The sequence below is a fragment of the Pseudoalteromonas sp. SCSIO 43101 genome (assembly GCF_023650775.1).
Classification (GTDB): Bacteria; Pseudomonadota; Gammaproteobacteria; order Enterobacterales; family Alteromonadaceae; genus Pseudoalteromonas; species Pseudoalteromonas apostichopi.
This window is the reverse complement of record NZ_CP072673.1, coordinates 2490757-2510455: the sequence shown is the minus strand read 5'-3', so window position 1 is coordinate 2510455 and position 19699 is coordinate 2490757. Positions and strand designations below refer to the sequence as shown.

At 41.6% G+C, this 19699-nt stretch carries 18 protein-coding genes and 5 tRNA genes; 16 read left to right on the top strand and 7 right to left on the bottom strand.

From position 1 onward, the window contains the following. Positions 1–40 precede the first annotated feature (40 nt). Entirely contained in the window at positions 41–895 is an 855-nt protein-coding gene (gene folD / locus J8Z25_RS11700) for a bifunctional methylenetetrahydrofolate dehydrogenase/methenyltetrahydrofolate cyclohydrolase FolD (RefSeq protein ID WP_130050991.1), read from the bottom strand. Between the two features lie 341 nt (positions 896–1236). Between folD and J8Z25_RS11695 the strand changes: the two genes are divergently transcribed. The 13 genes from J8Z25_RS11695 (at position 1237) to J8Z25_RS11635 (ending at position 11697) form a co-directional block, all read left to right on the top strand. Then, positions 1237–1313, top strand: a tRNA-Pro gene (locus J8Z25_RS11695). 50 nt (positions 1314–1363) lie between these two features. Then, positions 1364–1440: transfer RNA gene (locus tag J8Z25_RS11690), tRNA-Arg, on the top strand. Positions 1441–1463: 23 nt separating this feature from the next. Continuing rightward, positions 1464–1539, top strand: a tRNA-His gene (locus J8Z25_RS11685). Between the two features lie 16 nt (positions 1540–1555). After that, positions 1556–1632 (top strand) — tRNA-Pro (locus J8Z25_RS11680). Positions 1633–1672: 40 nt separating this feature from the next. Further along, positions 1673–1749, top strand: a tRNA-Pro gene (locus tag J8Z25_RS11675). Positions 1750–2195: 446 nt separating this feature from the next. Beyond that, complete coding sequence (tig, locus tag J8Z25_RS11670) at positions 2196–3500, top strand: trigger factor (RefSeq protein ID WP_054553149.1); 1305 nt, start codon at positions 2196–2198, stop codon at positions 3498–3500. A 273-nt stretch (positions 3501–3773) separates the two neighbouring features. Further along, positions 3774–4391, top strand: a complete 618-nt coding sequence (gene clpP, locus J8Z25_RS11665; protein ID WP_130050992.1) for an ATP-dependent Clp endopeptidase proteolytic subunit ClpP — start codon at positions 3774–3776, stop codon at positions 4389–4391. Positions 4392–4526: 135 nt separating this feature from the next. Further along, on the top strand, positions 4527–5810 hold the full coding sequence (clpX, locus tag J8Z25_RS11660) for an ATP-dependent protease ATP-binding subunit ClpX (RefSeq protein WP_054562074.1): 1284 nt from the start codon (positions 4527–4529) through the stop codon (positions 5808–5810). A gap of 143 nt (positions 5811–5953) precedes the next feature. Continuing rightward, a complete protein-coding gene (gene lon / locus J8Z25_RS11655; protein ID WP_250661075.1) occupies positions 5954–8314 on the top strand; it encodes an endopeptidase La in 2361 nt (786 codons plus the stop codon). A gap of 198 nt (positions 8315–8512) precedes the next feature. Further along, positions 8513–8803, top strand: coding sequence for an HU family DNA-binding protein (locus J8Z25_RS11650; RefSeq protein ID WP_175580427.1), 291 nt, complete (start codon positions 8513–8515; stop codon positions 8801–8803). Between the two features lie 158 nt (positions 8804–8961). After that, a complete protein-coding gene (gene ppiD / locus J8Z25_RS11645; protein WP_130050994.1) occupies positions 8962–10863 on the top strand; it encodes a peptidylprolyl isomerase in 1902 nt (633 codons plus the stop codon). A 97-nt stretch (positions 10864–10960) separates the two neighbouring features. Further along, the gene (locus tag J8Z25_RS11640; RefSeq protein WP_130050995.1) at positions 10961–11359 is read left to right on the top strand and encodes a GNAT family N-acetyltransferase; all 399 of its coding nucleotides are present in this window, start codon (positions 10961–10963) and stop codon (positions 11357–11359) included. A 62-nt stretch (positions 11360–11421) separates the two neighbouring features. Then, a complete protein-coding gene (locus tag J8Z25_RS11635) occupies positions 11422–11697 on the top strand; it encodes a cupin domain-containing protein (RefSeq protein WP_250661074.1) in 276 nt (91 codons plus the stop codon). Positions 11698–11789: 92 nt separating this feature from the next. Here J8Z25_RS11635 and J8Z25_RS11630 read toward each other — a convergent pair whose 3' ends face one another. Genes J8Z25_RS11630 through pspF form a run of 6 tightly spaced genes read right to left on the bottom strand, consistent with a single transcriptional unit; the run spans position 11790 to position 18155 of the window. Beyond that, entirely contained in the window at positions 11790–12551 is a 762-nt protein-coding gene (locus J8Z25_RS11630) for an ATP-binding cassette domain-containing protein (RefSeq protein ID WP_250661073.1), read from the bottom strand. Beyond that, positions 12551–13543 carry a peptide ABC transporter ATP-binding protein gene (locus tag J8Z25_RS11625; protein WP_130050998.1) on the bottom strand — a complete coding sequence of 331 codons (993 nt, stop codon included), beginning with the start codon at positions 13541–13543 and terminating at the stop codon, positions 12551–12553. Before J8Z25_RS11625 ends, J8Z25_RS11630 begins: the two co-directional genes overlap by 1 nt. 1 nt (position 13544) lies before the next feature. Next, complete coding sequence (locus J8Z25_RS11620; protein WP_130050999.1) at positions 13545–14438, bottom strand: ABC transporter permease subunit; 894 nt, start codon at positions 14436–14438, stop codon at positions 13545–13547. Next, complete coding sequence (locus tag J8Z25_RS11615) at positions 14425–15459, bottom strand: ABC transporter permease (RefSeq protein WP_250661072.1); 1035 nt, start codon at positions 15457–15459, stop codon at positions 14425–14427. Before J8Z25_RS11615 ends, J8Z25_RS11620 begins: the two co-directional genes overlap by 14 nt. Continuing rightward, entirely contained in the window at positions 15459–17066 is a 1608-nt protein-coding gene (locus tag J8Z25_RS11610; protein ID WP_130051001.1) for an ABC transporter substrate-binding protein, read from the bottom strand. Before J8Z25_RS11610 ends, J8Z25_RS11615 begins: the two co-directional genes overlap by 1 nt. A gap of 15 nt (positions 17067–17081) precedes the next feature. Further along, on the bottom strand, positions 17082–18155 hold the full coding sequence (gene pspF, locus J8Z25_RS11605; protein WP_130051002.1) for a phage shock protein operon transcriptional activator: 1074 nt from the start codon (positions 18153–18155) through the stop codon (positions 17082–17084). 188 nt (positions 18156–18343) lie between these two features. Here pspF and pspA point away from each other — a divergent pair, with 188 nt between their 5' ends. From pspA to pspC, 3 genes are read left to right on the top strand one after another with little or no spacing between them, the layout of a single operon-like run. Further along, on the top strand, positions 18344–19006 hold the full coding sequence (gene pspA / locus J8Z25_RS11600) for a phage shock protein PspA (RefSeq protein WP_054553137.1): 663 nt from the start codon (positions 18344–18346) through the stop codon (positions 19004–19006). A 57-nt stretch (positions 19007–19063) separates the two neighbouring features. Beyond that, positions 19064–19297, top strand: coding sequence for an envelope stress response membrane protein PspB (gene pspB, locus J8Z25_RS11595; RefSeq protein ID WP_036969793.1), 234 nt, complete (start codon positions 19064–19066; stop codon positions 19295–19297). Continuing rightward, on the top strand, positions 19294–19695 hold the full coding sequence (gene pspC, locus J8Z25_RS11590) for an envelope stress response membrane protein PspC (RefSeq protein ID WP_130051003.1): 402 nt from the start codon (positions 19294–19296) through the stop codon (positions 19693–19695). Before pspB ends, pspC begins: the two co-directional genes overlap by 4 nt. The last annotated feature ends 4 nt before the right edge of the window (positions 19696–19699 follow it).

Sequence of the window (19699 nt, the reverse complement as noted above, 5' to 3'; positions counted from 1 at the left end):
GGGCTGCCAATTGGCAGCCCTTTTACTAAAGTAATTTTTCTTAGCTGTGATAATTTTCACAAGCTTCAAGTGTGTTTTCGATTAAGCTTGCCACTGTCATCGGGCCAACACCACCAGGTACTGGTGTAATGAAATGTGCTTTTTGTTCAGCAATATCGTATTCAACATCACCAACAAGCTTGCCAGATTCAAGACGGTTAATGCCCACATCGATTACGATAGCACCTTCTTTAATCCAATCACCCGGAATGAACTCAGGTTTACCAACCGCAACAACTAATAAATCAGCGCGGCGAACATGCGTTTCTAAATCTTGAGTAAACTTATGACATACCGTGGTTGTACAGCCAGCAAGTAATAGCTCAAGTGACATAGGGCGACCAACAATGTTAGACGCACCAACAACGACTGCATGCATACCTTTGTAGCGAACACCGGTAGAGTCGAGTAGGGTAATAATCCCCTTTGGAGTACATGGACGAAGTGCCGGCATACGCTGAGCTAAGCGACCAATGTTATAAGGGTGAAACCCATCAACATCTTTATGTGGTGTGATGCGCTCAAGAATTTTTTCAGCATCAAGACCTTGCGGTAAAGGCAATTGTACTAATATACCGTCTACTTCTTTGTCTTCGTTTAGTTGATCTATTAATGCAAGTAAGTCTTGCTCAGTCGTGTCGCCAGGTAAATCGTAAGACTTAGATATAAAGCCGACTTCTTCACATGCTTTACGTTTAGAACCAACATACACTTGGCTAGCCGGATCTTGACCAACTAACACAACTGCTAGTCCTGGAGCGCGTAATCCATTCGCTACACGCTCTGCAACTCGCTCTGCTACATTGCTGCGTACTTGTTTAGCTATTGCCTTACCATCGATGATGTTTGCCGTCATGGGTGACCTTTAATTGGGGTTAGTTAACTTGATACTGATACATCTAAATATGATTATCCAATGAAGGGGGCGTGGATACACAAATCATGTTTGTTTGATCATATTTATTTATATTGCGTATTTTCGCAGAAAAGCATCATAGCGCCAAGATGCAATCTTATATAAAGCGCTACTTTATAAAAAAGAGTTCAAATTTTAGCTTATATTTGCAATATTTAACCATTATGAACTAAAAGTGACCGATTGAATTATTTTCTTAAAAAAATGTTTGACCTAACTCGGTCAAATCACTATTATGCACCCCGTTGTTAACGAGGTCACTCGCAAACAATAGTAAGCATCGGCGATTAGCGCAGTTTGGTAGCGCACTTGGTTTGGGTCCAAGGGGTCGCAGGTTCAAATCCTGCATCGCCGACCACTTTACTTTTTGTAAATGGTGCTTACAGGCAAACTTATGAAGTTTTCGATGCGCCCGTAGCTCAGCTGGATAGAGCAACGCCCTTCTAAGGCGTTGGTCGAAGGTTCGAATCCTTCCGGGTGCGCCATTTGAAAATATGTAAATGCCGTGGTGATTGTAGCTCAGTTGGTAGAGCCCCGGATTGTGATTCCGGTTGTCGTGGGTTCGAGCCCCATCAGTCACCCCAATTTACTCTAAGATATCGGCGATTAGCGCAGTTTGGTAGCGCACTTGGTTTGGGTCCAAGGGGTCGCAGGTTCAAATCCTGCATCGCCGACCACTTTTTAAGTGGTTTTAATTTTCAAAACTTCTCTCAGTATCGGCGATTAGCGCAGTTTGGTAGCGCACTTGGTTTGGGTCCAAGGGGTCGCAGGTTCAAATCCTGCATCGCCGACCACTTTTAAAGAGTTTAAGGTCATAGAACGATTGGTTTGGGTACCTCCAATTCAGTCGCAGGTTCAAATACTGCATTACCGACCTCTTTTAAAATTTAAGCTTCACTCCCTCTAGCCGAAGCTACTTAATTCTTTTCAATACCTTTTAAATCAGCTTAATTCTCTTTTGTTATTTTTTGCGTTCGTTTTTTACGCACTTAAACGCTGTTTGCTGCTATATACGCCAAATAATTGCCCCCCAGACTCGACTATCATAAATATTAGGTTATAATGCCGCGTCTATTGTTTAACATAGTGCCCATAGAGGCAAAGCAGCAATGGTATCTCATGGTTACAATGCGCCGTTTTAAGTTGAAATATTCAGCGTTAAAACTTGCTATCACTCATGGAGATCACCTTGTTTGTAAGGAAGGCGAAAAGTCGCCAAAATTGAAGATTGAGGTAAATCATGCAAGTTTCTGTTGAGACGACTCAAGGCCTTGAGCGCCGTCTGACCATCACCGTTCCTGCAGAGAACGTTGAGACTGAAGTAAAAAAACGCTTACAACAACTGTCTAAAACCCAGCGTATCGATGGTTTCCGTCCTGGTAAAGTACCAGCGTCTATCATCAACAAGCGTTACGGTGCTGCAGTACGTCAAGAAGTTGCTGGCGAATTAATGCAACGCAACTACATCGAAGCTATCGTTTCTGAAAAAATTAACCCAGCTGGTTCACCTACTTTCGCTCCTAAAGCGTTAGAAGCTGGTAAAGATTTAGAATTCGATGCAACTTTCGAAGTTTACCCAGAAGTTGAAATTCAAGGTTTAGATAAAATCGCTGTTGAAAAACCAGCTGTATCTGTAACTGACGAAGACCTAGCTAACATGCTAGAAACTTTACGTAAGCAACACGCTTCTTGGGCTGAAGTTGACGCAGCTGCAGGCGAGAACGACCGTGTAACTATCGACTTCGTTGGTTCTATCGAAGGCGAAGAGTTTGAAGGCGGTAAAGCTGAAGACTTCCCACTAGAACTTGGTCAAGGTCGTATGATCCCAGGTTTCGAAGACAACATCGTTGGCAAAAAAGCGGGCGAAGAAGTTGTTGCTGAAGTAACATTCCCTGAAGAGTACCATGCTGAAAACCTTAAAGGTAAAGCAGCTACTTTCGCAATCACTGTTAAGAAAGTTGAAACTCAAGAGCTTCCTGAGCTTAATGACGAGTTCGCAACTAAATTCGGTGTAGCTGAAGGCGGTGTTGACGCTCTTAAAGAAGAAGTTAAAAAGAACATGACACGTGAGCTTGACCAAGCGGTTAAAGCTAACGTTAAAGACCAAGCTATCAAAGGTCTTTTAGCTAACAACGAAATCGAAGTGCCAAAAGCGCTAGTAGATCAAGAAATTGATGCACTACGTCAGCAAGCTGCACAACGTTTCGGTGGCGACGCTAAAAACATGCCTGAGCTTCCGGCTGAATTATTCCACGAGCAAGCTGTAACTCGCGTTAAAACTGGCCTATTACTAGGTGAAGTAATTAAAGCGAACGAGCTTAAAGTTGACGACGCTAAAGTTGAAGAGTTAATTGCAACTGTAGCTTCTGCATACGAAGATCCAACTGAAGTAGTAGAGTACTACAAAGCAAACGATCAGCTTATGCAGCAAATGCGCAACGTAGCTATGGAAGAGCAAGCAGTTGAAGCAATCCTAGCTAAAGCAAACGTGACTGACGTTGAAAAAGCATTCGACGACATCATGAATCCACAGCAAGGTGCTTAATAAGTCATTGACTTAAGCTCTCGCTAGCGATTAAATGGCTCGTGTTACCCTGTATTTATACAGCGTACTCGGGCCATTTTAGTTTGTGGTATCAGTTTCAAAAAAACCAACAATACTGATGTTATTTCAGAACTTTTTTCGGCTAGGATTGAAATTATTCTGATAAGTTCCTATATAGTTATAAAGATTGAATAGGCAGCTTAATTAACATTATTATAAATGTGCTTTCCTTATAGTAAGGATGAGTCGCAGCGGATAAGGAATTAAATAAGAATGAATAGCGGTATGACAGACCCTCTAAACGCACTAGTCCCTATGGTTGTTGAGCAAACAGCTAAAGGCGAGCGCTCATATGATATTTACTCACGTCTTTTAAAAGAGCGCATTATTTTCTTAACTGGCCAAGTAGAAGATAACATGGCAAATTTGATTCTTGCGCAAATGCTGTTTTTAGAATCAGAAAACCCAGAAAAAGATATTTATCTTTATATTAATTCGCCAGGCGGTTCTGTGACTGCGGGTATGGCGATTTACGATACAATGAATTTTATTAAACCTGATGTAAGCACTATTTGTGTTGGCCAAGCGGCAAGCATGGGTGCATTTTTACTGTCAGGGGGTGCTAAAGGTAAGCGTTTCTGTTTACCTAACTCACGCGTGATGATCCACCAACCATTAGGTGGCTTCCAAGGTCAGGCATCTGATTTTGAGATCCATGCACGTGAAATCTTATCAATCAAAGATAAATTAAACCGATTAATGGCTGAACATACTGGCCAGCCACTAGAAGTTGTTTCTCGTGATACTGACCGTGATAATTTTATGACTGCTAGTGAAGCAGTTGAATACGGCCTAGTTGATTCAGTATTTTCAAGCCGCGAATCGAAGTAATCTGAATAGCTAATAATAACGTATTGTTAGCTATCACCCTTTACTATGCGAAAACTGATATTCTTTGATATAGTTAAACATAGTGAATTAGCAGTAGCCTTATGCTACTGCCAACGTAATAAATGAGGTAGCTGAATGTCTGACACTCCTACAGACGGCGACAAAAGTAATAAATTGTTATATTGCTCTTTTTGCGGCAAAAGCCAGCACGAAGTTCGCAAATTAATTGCTGGCCCTTCAGTATACATTTGTGATGAATGTGTTGAGCTGTGTAATGATATTATCAGGGAAGAAATCAAAGACATTGCGCCGAAGCATAATGCGTCTGATAAACTGCCTGTGCCGAAAGAGATTCGTGATCACCTAGATGATTACGTGATTGGCCAAGACCACGCGAAAAAAGTGCTGTCGGTGGCGGTATACAATCATTATAAACGTTTGCGCAATCAAACAATCAATGCGGACATTGAGCTTGGTAAGAGTAATATCCTATTAATCGGTCCTACAGGTAGTGGTAAAACATTACTTGCTGAAACTATGGCACGCTTACTTGACGTTCCATTTACTATGGCTGATGCAACTACATTAACTGAAGCTGGTTATGTTGGTGAAGACGTTGAAAACATTATTCAAAAGCTACTGCAAAAATGTGATTACGATGTAGAAAAAGCACAGCGCGGTATTGTTTACATTGATGAAATTGACAAGATTTCTCGAAAGTCTGATAACCCATCAATTACTCGTGATGTATCAGGTGAAGGTGTGCAACAAGCTTTACTTAAGCTAATTGAAGGTACTGTTGCGTCTGTGCCACCGCAAGGCGGTCGTAAACATCCACAGCAAGAATTTTTACAAGTAGATACATCTAAGATTCTGTTTATTTGTGGCGGTGCATTTGCTGGCCTAGATAAAGTGATTGAGCAACGTAGCCATAAGAATACTGGTATTGGTTTTGGCGCTGAAGTTAAGCAATCATCAGGTAGCCGCAGCCTAAGCGAAACATTTAAAGATGTTGAACCAGAAGATCTAGTTAAATACGGTTTAATTCCAGAGTTCATTGGTCGTCTTCCGGTTGTTGCGACATTAACAGAGCTAGACGAAGCTGCACTTATTCAAATTCTTAGCGAACCAAAAAATGCATTAACTAAACAATTCTCTGCATTGTTTGCTATGGAAGATGTTGAGCTTGAGTTTCGTGAAGATGCACTAAGTGCTATTGCTCATAAAGCAATGGAACGTAAAACGGGTGCTCGTGGCTTACGTTCAATTGTTGAAGGTGTATTACTAGATACTATGTATGAGCTACCTTCAATGGATGATGTTAGCAAAGTGGTTATTGATGAAACCGTTATTAAAGGTGAATCAGACCCAATTTTGATTTACCAAAGCGGTAACCAAGACAAAGCTGCATCAGAATAAAGCTGTAATAGTTTAAAAGTTGAGCAGTTAAACACGAAAAAGGAGCCAAAGGCTCCTTTTTTTACAAATATGTTGAACTTTCCCTTACATATCCCCATATACTTGAGTAATCTTTAAAATAAATGAAGTGCGAAGAGAATATAATGACGCTTGAGAGAACAGATCGAGTCGAAATCCCCGTGTTGGCACTGCGCGATGTAGTGGTTTACCCACACATGGTGATCCCGCTATTTGTTGGTCGTGAAAAATCAATAAAATGCCTAGAAGCGGCGATGGACAAGGACAAACAAATTTTCCTAGTGGCGCAAAAAGACGCCTCTGTTGATGATCCGCAGCAAGATGATATCTACCGTGTTGGCACCATTGCCAAAGTACTTCAGTTATTAAAGTTACCTGATGGCACCGTTAAAGTGCTTGTTGAAGGCACACAACGTGCGAGCGTTGAAAAGTTTTTAGATAACGATGATTTCTTTGTTGCTGAAGCACAGTTCATTGAATCAAGCCATATCGACGAGCAAGAGCAAGATATCTTTATTCGCAGCGCAATTAGCCAATTTGAAGGCTATGTAAAGCTTAATAAGAAGATCCCACCTGAAGTACTTACTTCTGTGTCAGGTATCGATGAAGCCGCACGTCTTGCTGATACTATGGCAGCACACATGCCACTTAAGATACCTGAAAAGCAAAAAGTACTTGAGATTGCCGATGTTACTGAGCGTCTTGAGTACTTAATGGCGCTGATGGAAGGCGAGATTGACTTACTGCAAGTTGAGAAGAAAATCCGTACTCGCGTGAAAAAGCAGATGGAAAAATCGCAGCGTGAGTATTACCTCAATGAGCAAATGAAAGCGATTCAAAAAGAGCTTGGCGAACTTGATGATGTACCCGATGAATTCGAAGCAATTAAAAAACGCATCGAAGAGTCAGGTATGCCTAAAGAAGCGCAAGAAAAAGCGAACGCTGAGTTAACTAAATTAAAAATGATGTCGCCGATGTCGGCTGAAGCAACCGTTGTGCGTTCTTACATTGATACGCTTATCAATGTACCTTGGAAAAAACGCTCTAAGGTGAAAAAAGACTTAGCTGGCGCACAAAAGATTTTAGATAGTGACCATTACGGCTTAGATAAAGTTAAAGAACGTATTATTGAGTATCTAGCGGTGCAGCAACGCACTAATAAGCTAAAAGGCCCAATTTTATGTTTAGTAGGTCCTCCTGGTGTCGGTAAAACCTCACTTGGTCAATCAATCGCACGTTCTACGGGTCGTAAATATGTGCGTATGGCATTAGGTGGCGTTCGTGATGAAGCGGAAATCCGTGGTCACCGCCGTACTTACATTGGTTCTATGCCTGGTAAATTAATCCAGAATATGACTAAAGTCGGTGTGAAGAATCCATTATTCTTATTAGATGAAATCGATAAGATGTCATCAGATATGCGTGGCGACCCAGCATCAGCATTACTTGAAGTACTTGACCCAGAGCAAAACAGCCATTTTGCCGATCACTACTTAGAAGTTGATTACGATCTATCTGATGTGATGTTCGTGGCAACTTCGAATAGCTTTAATATTCCGGGTCCATTATTAGACCGTATGGAAGTTATTCGTTTATCTGGTTATACCGAAGACGAGAAGCTAAACATTGCAAAACAGCACTTAATTCCAAAACAAGTTAAGCGCAATGGCTTAAAAGAGCATGAAGTTGAGATTGCCGACAGTGCAATCATTGGCATTATCCGCTACTACACACGTGAAGCGGGCGTTCGTAACTTAGAACGTGAAGTGTCAAAATTATGCCGTAAAGCAGTTAAAAACATCCTGCTTGATAAAGACACTAAAAAAGTACTTATCAACGATAGCAACCTTGAAGAGTTCTTGGGTGTACAGCGTTTTGACTATGGTAAAGCAGAAGACGGCGACCGTATTGGTCAAGTAACGGGCCTTGCGTGGACTGAAGTAGGTGGTGATTTACTTACTATCGAATCAGCTGCGGTTCCAGGTAAAGGCAAGCTAACTTACACCGGTTCGCTTGGTGATGTAATGCAAGAGTCAATTCAGGCAGCGATGACGGTAGTTCGTAATCGTGCTGAAAAGCTACGCATTAATAGCGATTTTTATGAAAAACGTGACATTCATGTTCACGTGCCAGAAGGTGCAACACCAAAAGATGGCCCAAGTGCTGGTATTGCCATGGTAACCGGTTTGGTATCTAGCCTAACTGGTAACCCGGTTCGCTCAGATGTGGCTATGACTGGTGAAATCACTTTACGTGGTGAAGTGTTACCAATTGGTGGCTTAAAAGAAAAACTTCTGGCAGCACATCGCGGTGGTATTAAAACCGTTATTATTCCAAAAATTAACGAACGTGACTTAAAAGAGATCCCTGATAACGTATTAGAGGGCCTTGAAATTCACCCAGTTACATGGATTGATGACGTTTTAAATCTGGCGTTGAAGCATCCAGTTGAGAGTTTTTCTGTCGAAACAGAAAAAAACCAGTAAAAAACCGCAAAAAAGTGCATTTAGGGGCTTTTCAAATACAAAGGGTATGATAAGTTAAGCACTAGTTTTCAAGCCTAGGCCTTATGTGGCCTAGGGTTGAGAAAAATATAATAAACTGAGCATAAACTTAATTTGCTCATCAATTTTCAAAACAGTGATGTTATTTTTTAATAAAAACAATCGCTCTTGATAATAACAATGAAAGAGGATGATATTGTGAATAAATCTCAATTAATCGATCAAATCGCAGCTGACGCTGACATTTCTAAAGCGGCTGCAGGTCGTGCACTAGATTCATTCATCGAGGCTGTTTCAGGCGCTCTAAAAGATGGCGATTCTGTAGCGCTAGTTGGCTTTGGTACTTTCTCTGTACGTGAGCGTGCAGCGCGTTCAGGTCGCAACCCGCAAACTGGTGAGACTATCCAGATTGCTGCAGCAAACATTCCTTCTTTCAAAGCAGGTAAAGCGCTGAAAGACGCAGTAAACTAATCATTAAAGATTAGTTGGTGAGAGATACCTAATCGCACTTAAATTGAATTTAGGTAACTTATCACCAGTTACTTCAAGTGAAAAAGCGTATCTGGTAAGATACGCTTTTTTTACATGAGCAGGGTTAATTTGTACCTGATCAGAATAGAGATAGATAAATGCTTGAGAAAATCAGAGAAGGTTCGCAGGGACCTGCAGCCAAAATTATTTTAGGCGCGGTGATTTTATCTTTTGCTTTAGCTGGGATCGGTGGTTATTTAGGACAAACCACAGAGCAACCCGTTGCAGAAGTAAATGGAGTTAAAATTAGCCAAACCGAATTCAGCCGTGCATATCAAAACGAACGTAACCGTTTAGAACAACAATTTGGTGAATACTTCGCACAGATCGCTGCTGATCCAAATTACATGGCACAAATTCGCCAAGGTGTAATCGACCGTTTAGTACAACAAGAATTGCAAACTCAACTAGCGGCAGAATTAGGTCTTCGTGTAAGTGATGAAAGTGTTCGTAAAGCAATTTTAGAAATGCCTTACTTCCAAGTAGGCGGCCAGTTCAGCAACGACCGCTACTTACAAGTTATTCGTCAAATGAATTTCCAACCAGATGCTTTCCGTGAATATTTACGCGAAGACATGACACGTAGCCAATTAGTTGGTGCGGTTGCTGGTACTGATTTCATCTTAGAAAACGAATTAAACAATAGCGTAGCTCTACAACAGCAAACACGTAGCATCGACTATCTTGTTGTGACAAAAGAATCATTACAAGAAGGCATTGCAGTAACAGAGCAAGAAATTGCTGATTACTATGAATTAAATCAACCGCAATTCTTAGCGCCAGAGCAAGTATCTGTAAGCTATATCGATTTAAATGCTGCCACCTTAACACTTGATTCAAGTGTTTCAGAAGAAGACATCAAAGCTTACTACGACCAAAACAGCGCACAATATGTTGAGCCTGAAAAACGTCGTGTATCACATATCTTAATTGATAACAGTGAAGACGATGATGCCGCAAAAGCGAAAGCTGAAGAGCTACTAGCGCAGCTACAAAACGGCGCTGATTTTGCTGAGCTAGCTGAGACATCTTCTGATGATGTAGTTAGTGCTGAAATGGGCGGTGACCTTGATTGGATTGAACGTGACATGATGGACCCTGCGTTTGAAGATGCAACTTATGCACTTGAAAACAAAGGTGACATTTCTGACGTTGTAGAATCTGAGTTTGGTTATCACATTATCAAGCTTACTGATATTCAAACGCAGCAAGTTAAACCATATGCTGACGTTAAAGATGAGCTTCGTGCTGAACTTGAGCGTACTAAGAAAATTAATGCGTTCTATGAAAAGCAAACTCAAATGGGTGAGCTAGCGTTCGAGATTTCAGATACCTTAATTGATGCAGCAGAAGCTGCAGGCGTTGAAGTACAGAAAACAGAACTAGTAACTCGTAATGCGTTACCTGAGCCGCTTAACAACCCACAAGTTGTGGCTGCTATTTTCTCACCTGAAGTGCTAGAAGATCGCATGAACTCAGAAGTAATTGAAGTAGGTGATGAGCATGCTGTTGTTGTTCGTGTAAATGATCACAAAGCAGCGACAACAAAAGCTCTAGCAGATGTTTCTGAGCAAATTAAATCGACTTTGGTTGCACAAAAAGCATCTGAGCTTGCTAAAGAAAAAGCGCGCACACTTTACGCTGATATTGAAGCAGGTAAGAGCTTAAACGAGGTTGCACAAGCTGAAGGCTTAACAGTACGCCAAGAAGCTGCACTGGGTCGTCAAGCTTACACTGTGTCACCAGCGATTGTTCAACAAGCTTTCAAAATGGCTCACCCACAAGGTGCACCAGAGGTTGAAGTTGTTGACCTAAACAATGGCGATGCGGCAATTGTTGCGCTAAAAGCAGTTAATCCAGCGGCTGACGTTGAAATTAACGAGCAACAAAAGCAAAACATCACGATGGCTCAAGTGAATAAAAACTACATGGTATTTATTGCAGCACTAAAAGCACAAGCTGAAGTGCAAGTACCACAAGCGACTCAAGCTGCTGAATAGTTAGCAAAATGAGTTAAATAAAAGGCGCCTACTGGCGCCTTTTTTGTTACCTTTGTAGGTAATTTCAACTCGTGAATTGGTATCAAAAGGAGCATTTATGGAGTACAGTCAAATAGAGCAGCTACCAAGCGCTGAAGAATACTGTGATATGCGCCTTAAAGCTGGCTTATCAGCACGTTCATTAGCGGCTGCAAAGGCGGGATTGCCAAACTCTCTTTATGCTATTTGTATTCGTAAAAACGATGAGTTGATTGGCATGGGCCGTGTAATTGGTGATGGAGGCTGTAATTTTGAAGTGGTTGATATTGCAGTCGCACCAGAATATCAAGGCCAAGGGTTAGGACGTGTCATTATGGAACATATTGACCGTTACATTGAATCTGCCGCCTTTGAAGGTAGTTATGTCACTATGGTGGCTGACAAACCAGGCTTTTATGAAAAGCTTGGCTACAAGTTTGTCGCACCACAAAGCCAAGGGATGTATAAAAAGTTTTGAGTATCATAGACAAAAAAAGCGCAGATCATTATACATGGGGTAACAATTGCGACGGTTGGCATTTGGTAAAGTCTAATGCGCTGAGTGTTATTCAAGAGCATGTCCCAGTAGGTGAGGCTGAAGTAAAACACTATCATAAGCATGCCGAACAATTTTTCTTCGTACTTAGTGGCTGTGCCACCATTGAACTTGATGGCCAAATACACAAACTCACTGCGCAACAAGGTTTGCATGTAAGTGCTGGACAAGTTCATCAGCTAAGTAATCAAGGTACTGAACCACTGCATTTTATCGTTACATCTACACCACCAAGTCATGGTGACAGAGAAGAAGTGTAAAAGCTGTAAGGTAAAAGAGTAGAGTTAATAGAGATATCAACATGCTCGCGTAGGAGGCGTTTTTAACGCCGAATCAAACTGACAGCTCACTGTCAGCAATTCAACAATTTCTGCGTTACGCTTGATTGCGGGTTTTGAAAAATCTCTTCGGTTTGGCCGTATTCAACAATCTCACCGTGATCAAGTACTACGAGTTGGTCGCTTATGTGGCGCACCAGACTTAGATGATGAGTAATTAGCACATAGCTAAGCCCGGTATCTTTTTGTAGACGCAGTAATAAGTTTACCGTTTGTGCGCGCACAGATGGGTCTAGAGACGATAATGCTTCATCGAGCACTACCACTTTAGGATCTAAAATTAAAGCTCTTGCAAGCGCTATACGTTGCAATTGGCCACTACTAAACATATGCGGGTAATAGTATTGATGATCTAATAGCAATCCAACTTTTGCGAGGGTTTGCTTTATTTTATCTTCACGCTCTTCTTTGTTTAAGTCAGTGTTGTACTGTAAGCAGTCGTTAAGCATGTCACCAATGGTTAAACCCGGATTCAACGACGCCTCAGAATCTTGGAATATCATACGGATGTGGCGACAGTCATTATCACGTAAGCCATCATTTTCGATGATATTACCATCGAGTAGAATTTGTCCTTTATCGGCGTTATCGGCTCCAGAGAGCAATTTAGCTAAGGTACTTTTGCCTGAGCCTGTTTCCCCGATAATCGCAATGGTTTCGCCTTGACCTAAACAAAACGAAATATCTTTTAAAACAGAGAAGCGCTTACGTGAAAATAAGCCAGCACGTAGGTTGAAACTCTTTGATAACGCTTGAACTTTGAGCAGTGGTTGCATTATTTCATCGCCTTAATCAATGGGAAATGACAGGCATAACTATGGCTATGATGCTTGGTTAACTTAGGTGTAACCACACATTCTTTTTGCGCTTGCGGGCATCGTGGGCCTAATCGGCAACCTATTGGCAAATGCTGTAAGGTTGGAATGGTGCCTTTTAATGCATAAAACGGTTCTTTGTGTGCTAGACCTTGCTCATAGTCAGGCAAACTTTTCAAAAGTGCTTGAGTATATGGATGGTATGGCTGACTAAAGATGCGATTAGTTGGACCTGCTTCAACCATTTGTCCGCAATAAAGTACATGCATGCCATGAGACCAGTCGATGATTTCTTCAAGCTCGTGAGAGATCATTAAAATTGACATATTCTTTAGCTGATTCAAGCTTTTTAATAGCCTAAATACTTGTGCGCGAGTGGTACTTTCAAGTGCAGTTGTTGGCTCATCGGCAATTAATAGCTTAGGAGTACGGGCAATTGCCATCGCAATCATCACTTTTTGACATATACCTTCAGAGAGTTCATGGGGGTAGCTGTCGAGCACTTTTTTATGATCTTTAATACCCACTTTATGAATTAACGCTTTTACTCTATCTTTACGCTGTTTATTACGCTTTAAGAAAAAGCCGCTGATGGCCTCAGCGGGTAGGGTTTCGGCAATTTGATCAAATATTTTTGCAGTAGGGTCTAGGCAGCGGCTTGGGTCTTGGTAGATCATAGCAATGTCTTGACCCACCAGTTTACGGCGCTGCTCGTTAGATAAGCGCATCAAATCAACACCACGCCAGTGCATGCGATCTGCGGTGATATGCCAGCGTTTGTTCAAAACCCCAACAATGGCTTTTGCAATTAAGCTTTTACCAGAGCCAGACTCGCCAACCAAAGCATGCACTTCACCTTCTTTTAAGGTCATGCTGACCCTATCAACCGCACGAATTACGGTTTCTGAGGTGCGCAACTCTATCGTGAGATTGCGAATATCGAGTAATTGCATATTAGTCGGCCTTACGTTCTTTAAGCACTTGGCGTAAACCGTCACCTACTAAATTGGTAGACAGTACTGCTAAAAATAATAATACGCCCGGTAAGCCAACAGTCCAAGGGGCAAGGTAAATTAAACCGAGATTTTCAGCCAAAATAGCGCCCCATTCTGTGGTTGGGGGCTGGGCGCCAAGTTTTAAAAAGCCAAGTGCCGAGATATCCAAAATAGCGGTAGAAAGCGCCATGGTAAAAATAACCACAATATGCTCGTAAATATTTGGAAAGATACCACGGGCGAGAATATGCCAGTTGGATGCGCCATCAAGTTTGAATGCTGTGATGTAATCCTTATTAAGCTCTTCAACAATTAAGTTACGTACCGAGTGAATAAACTGTGGCAATAAAGCTAAAATAATCGCCCATACTGTATTCATTAAGCCCGGGCCAAGAATCGCGATAATAATAATTGCCAGTAACAGCGATGGAATAGATAACGTAATATCGAGTAAGTGATTTAAAAAACTTGAGCGAATACCGTGGCTAATACCAGCAAAAGTACCCACTAATACCCCAATCACGGTGGTTATTAAAGCTGCCACGACCGACAAACCAAAAGTATAAGTTGCACCATTCATTAAACGCGATAACACATCACGACCTAAATCGTCGGTGCCTAATAAAAAGCGCACATCACCAGCGTCATGCCAAGATGGCGGTAACAATAAAGCATCGCTGTGTTGTTGATTTACACCATAGGGTGCAAGTAGTGGTGCAGATACTGCCAGTAATACTAAAGCGATAAACAACCATAAGCCAACAAGGGCTGGGTGATTAGTCTTAAACTTTTTCCAAAATCGCGCTAGTGGCGATTTATTCGACTCTTCAGAGAATAAATTAAACTTTGCCATGAGCTTGGTTCCGCGATAGTGGGTCGAATAAGGTGTAAGTGAGCTCAGCAATAATTGTAGCTAAAATGACAAACATAGATACAGCGAGTAAGCCGCCTTGAATAGCTGGGTAGTCGCGTTGATAAATACTATCGATAAGCCAACGACCAATGCCTGGCCACGAGAAAATAACCTCGGTGATCATCGCAAGGGTGATCAAGGTACTAAACTGTAAACCGATTTGTTTAATAACCGGTAGCAGCGCATTACGTAGTGCGTGATGAATAATCAGCTGTGCACGGTTTAAGCCCTTTGCCCGCGCCGTTTTAATATAGCTTTGATCGAGTACTTTCAACATTGAGTCTCGGGTAAAGCGCACTAGAACAGTGGTTGGATACATAGCAAGCACTATAGTTGGCAGGGTTAAATGGTGTAAAGCATCTAAAAACGCCATACCATCATATGGAAAGTTACCTAGCATGATATCAATTAAAATAAAGCCAGTAACAGGCTCAATCTCGTAAAGTAGGCCCATACGACCCGACATAGGAAACCAGCCTAGTTGCAGTGAAAAAACCATAATTAACAAAAGAGCTAGCCAAAAAACCGGCATTGAGTAGCCGATAAGTGTGCCTGAGTTAATAAATTTGTCTGGCCAACGTTTGTAGTAAGCTGAAGCTAAGATCCCCCCTGGTACGCCAATAGCAACTGAGACAAACAATGCATAAAGGCTTAATTCGAGCGTTGCAGGAAACAAGTCTTTAATATGCTGAAATACACTCTCGCCAGATGCAAAAGAGACCCCCCAATCACCCTGAATAATGCGCTCTAAAAAGGCAAAATATTGCACTATGTAGTTTTCGGTAAAATGAAATCTTTCTTCAAGTGCACTGGTTTGCGAGAAGGTACTATTGGTAATACCGCTTAAGTTAGTAAGCGCATCACCAGGAAACAAAAAGCTTAATGAGAATGTAAAGATGCTCAGAGTTAACATCATAAACATTAAGAGCGCCAGGCGGCGAAGAATATAATCTAGGATCATTATTCTTTCCTCGCGTTAGCTAATGAAATACCACCGAAAGGGCTCAAACTGATGCCTTTTACATCACTACTTGCTGCCTGAAAGCGCATGCCATGGGCAATAGGTAAGATAGGGAGCTCTTGTACTATAATCCGCTGTGCCTGATTATAATATTCTTTACGTTTTTCAAGATCGGTTGTGTCGAGAGCTTGTGTGAGTAACAAATCAAATTCAGGGTTACACCAATTAGACGGATTTTTACCACTAAAGGTAGCTGTACAGCTTAATAATGGACTCATAAAGTTATCAGGATCCGGCGTATCGGCAGCCCAACCTAACAATACGCTATCGTGGCGATGCTCGCCAACCCGTTGTAAAAAGGTATTCCACTCGTATTCGACGATATTAACGTTCACACCAATTTTGCGTAAATCGCTTTGCATCAGCTCAGCCATTTTTCGGGCATTAGGGTTATAAATACGACTTACGGGCATGGCCCAAATGTTCATATCAAAGCCATTTTTGTAGCCAGCTTCAGCGAGCAATGTTTTGGCAAGGGCAGGGTTAAATTCAGGCATAGCCTTTTGTGCTTCAAAAGCCCAAGAAGCTGGAGGAAGTAAAGACTGAGCCTTAATACCGTTACCGTAATATACCGCTTGCATGATTTTATCGATATCAATGGCGCTTGCGAGTGCTTGGCGTACACGTACATCATCAAAAGGCGGGCGCTCAGTGTTAAAGGCCCAATAACCAATGTTTAAGTTTTGTTCTTTTTGAACTTTAATGTCTTCACGTTGCGATAAAATACTAAGCTGCGCACTGCTTGGGTGCGCAGTAACATCACACTCTTTAGTGAGCATTTTGGCAACCCGGGTTGTCCCGTTTGGCGTAATGTCATACACCAGTTGCTCAAGAACTACAGGGTGTTTCCAGTAGTCAGGGTTACGGTAATAGCGAATTAAACGATCGCGACGATACTCTTTATATACATAAGGGCCAGTACCCACAGGGTATTGGTCAAATAAGTTTTCTTGATTTCGCGCTTTAAGTTGCATGGCGTATTCTTCAGATAACACCACAGCAAAGTCTGTTGCAAGGTTTGCTAAAAAGCTGCTTTCAGCATTATAAAGCTCAAACCGTACTTGGTAATCAGAAACACGAACAATGCGACGAATGAGCTGGTCAATACCAACACTTTGAAAATATGGGTAACTGGCTTCGCCAACAAAGTGATAGGGGTTGTAGACGTCGAATAAGCGGCTAAAGGTAAAAATTACATCATCTGCGTTAAAATCACGACTTGGGGTGAAGTATTTAGTGGTATGAAATTTAACTCCTTTACGTAGGGTAAAGGTGATTGCTTTGCCGTCTGGGCTAATTTTCCAATCGGTTGCTAATTCTGCCTGAAATTCAGCAGACACCGGATCAATACTCAGTAGACGGTCATAAAGCTGGTTAGCGATAATATCGATAGTTGAACCAGTCGTCGTCACTTGAGGATTAAACGACACAGGGTTTGCTTCAGCGCAATAGACCAAGCCCTGGTTTTTTTGTTCTGTGGTTTTTTCTTCGCTATCTAGGCAGCCTACTAAGCACACCAAAGACAAAGCAAGTAACGGTTTAAACACCTGATTAGCCTCTAACTATTGCTGCTGATCTAATAAATTGTATTTTTTCAAATAGCCACGTAATTGATGATACGTTAATTCTAAGTGTTCTGCAGTTTTCTTTTGGTTAAATTGACTATGTTCAAGCGCTTTTTTAATCACATCAATTTCAAAGTCATTAGACAGTTGCTTTAAATTGCAAGGAAATTGAATTTCAGGCTTACTCAGTGTCACCGCTTCTTGATTTTGTGTTGTTGTAATAGGCGCAGCTTCTACACTTGCAACTGGGACACTGCTCACTGCCGCTTTAACGCGCTGTTTAGGTCTATACTTACTCGCAAACGGGTCTAAAACAATCTGGTGAACGGGAATATGTTCGTTACCATGGCGATATAAACTACGTTCAACCACATTTTTTAATTCACGGATATTACCAGGCCATTCATAAGACTGAAGGGTTTCGATGGCGCTACGCGTAAAGCCACTAAATAGCTCCCACTCAAGATCGCGAGCCATGTTAATTGCAAATTGTTCTGCTAGTAACATGATATCTTCTTGGCGTTCACGCAGCGGGGGCAGGGTAATAACATCAAAGGCGAGACGGTCGAGTAAGTCGCTTCTAAATTCGCCTTGCTCAGCAAGAGTCGGTAAATCTTCATTGGTTGCACAAACGAGGCGGGTATCGACTTTAACGGTTTGCTTACCACCGACACGTTCAAATTCGCCGTATTCAATAACGCGTAGTAGCTTTTCTTGCACCATGGCTGAGGTATTGGCTAATTCGTCAAGGAATAGAGTACCGCCGTTAGCACGCTCAAAGCGGCCTTCATGGCGTTTGCTAGCACCAGTGAACGCGCCACTTTCATGGCCAAATAATTCACTTTCAAGTAGATTTTCATTAAGCGCTGCGCAGTTAAGCTTTATATAGTTTTGTTCCCAACGCTTAGATAAAAAGTGCAAACGCGCAGCAATGAGCTCTTTACCCGTACCGCGCTCACCAATAATCAGTACAGGTTTTTCCAAACTTGCTAGTTGTGACACTTGATCAAGTACACTTAAGAAACTGTCAGATTGGCCGAGTAAATTATCCTGTTGGCGAAATTGGCTCATATTCCCTAACTCTTAGTCATTTTTACTAAGATCTAGTGTATTTCATTATCTTCGAGAACTAAAGAAATTTATAAATTTAGTTTAACTGTTTGAATATATTAGGTTATTCTAGCTTTATAAAAGTTGGCAAGCATATTGATACTAGATATACCAACTGATTAAGTTAAAACACCAAAGAGGTAAATGTTATGGGAATTTTTTCACGTTTTGCAGACATCGTTAATTCTAATATCAATGCCATCTTAGATAAAGCAGAAGATCCAGAAAAAATGGTTCGCCTGATCATCCAAGAGATGGAAGATACATTAGTAGAAGTTCGCTCTACATCAGCAAAAACACTTGCTGAGAAAAAAGAGCTAGTACGTCGCGTTGAAACTTTGAAAGTTCAAGTTGCAGACTGGCAAGAAAAAGCTGAATTAGCACTAAGTAAAGACCGTGATGATTTAGCACGCGCAGCACTGATTGAAAAGCAAAAGTCAGCAGACGCAGTAGCTGCAGTTGAAACTGAGCTTGAACATGTAGAATCTCATATCGAGAAGCTACAGCAAGAAGTAAGCACGCTACAAGAGAAGCTAGCTGATGCAAAAGCGCGTCAAAAAGCAATCATCTTACGTCAGCGTTCTGCTGAATCGCGTCTTGAAGTTAAAAAAGCACTCGACAGTTCTAAAGTTGAAGACGCTTTAAACCGCTTCGAACGTTACGAAACTAAGATCGATGGTCTAGAATCACAAATAGAGTCTTATGATCTTGGTAAAAAATCATTAGCTGACGAAATTGCTGGTCTTCAGCAAGACGAAAAGATTGATGATGAGCTAGCTGAGCTTAAGAAAAAACTAGCAGATAAAAAATAATAAATGGGGGCGTGTCCCCCAATGCTTAAACACATAACGGATTGACAGGAGAGTACCATGTTCGACGCAGAAGTTTTGATGGCACCCATTATTGTTTTTATGGTGGTTGTTGCCCCACTTTGGCTAATTTTACATTACCGTAGTAAAAAGCAAGTGAGCCAAGGTTTAAGTGAACACGAACATCGCCAGCTGTTAGAGCTTGCACAAAAAGCAGATAAAATGGCAGAACGTGTTGAAACATTAGAAGCCTTACTAGATCAAGAGGCTCCGCAGTGGAGACGTAAAGTATGAGTACCAAACGCGAATTATTTAGAGACGCAGAGCGCGGTAAAATAGCTGGCGTGTGCGCAGGTATCAGCGACTACTTTAACATGGAGCTTTGGCTGGTACGTATTTTAGTCGTGACAGCAGTGCTATTATCAGGTGGTCCATTTATTGTTGTTGCTTACATTGCTGCTTGGTTTATTTTAGATAAAAAACCAGTAGAAAAAACAGAGAAAAGCACAGACAGCATCCATCAAGACCCGCTTGAAGTAAAGTTTAAAGTATGGCAAAAAGGGGAACCACCTCGCCGTGCATTGCAAGACTTAAAAGATCGTCTTGCTCGAGTTGATGGCCGTTTACAAGAGATGGAACGCTATGTCACATCAACAGAATTTACGGTTAGCCGTGAAATCAACAAACTTTAAAGGA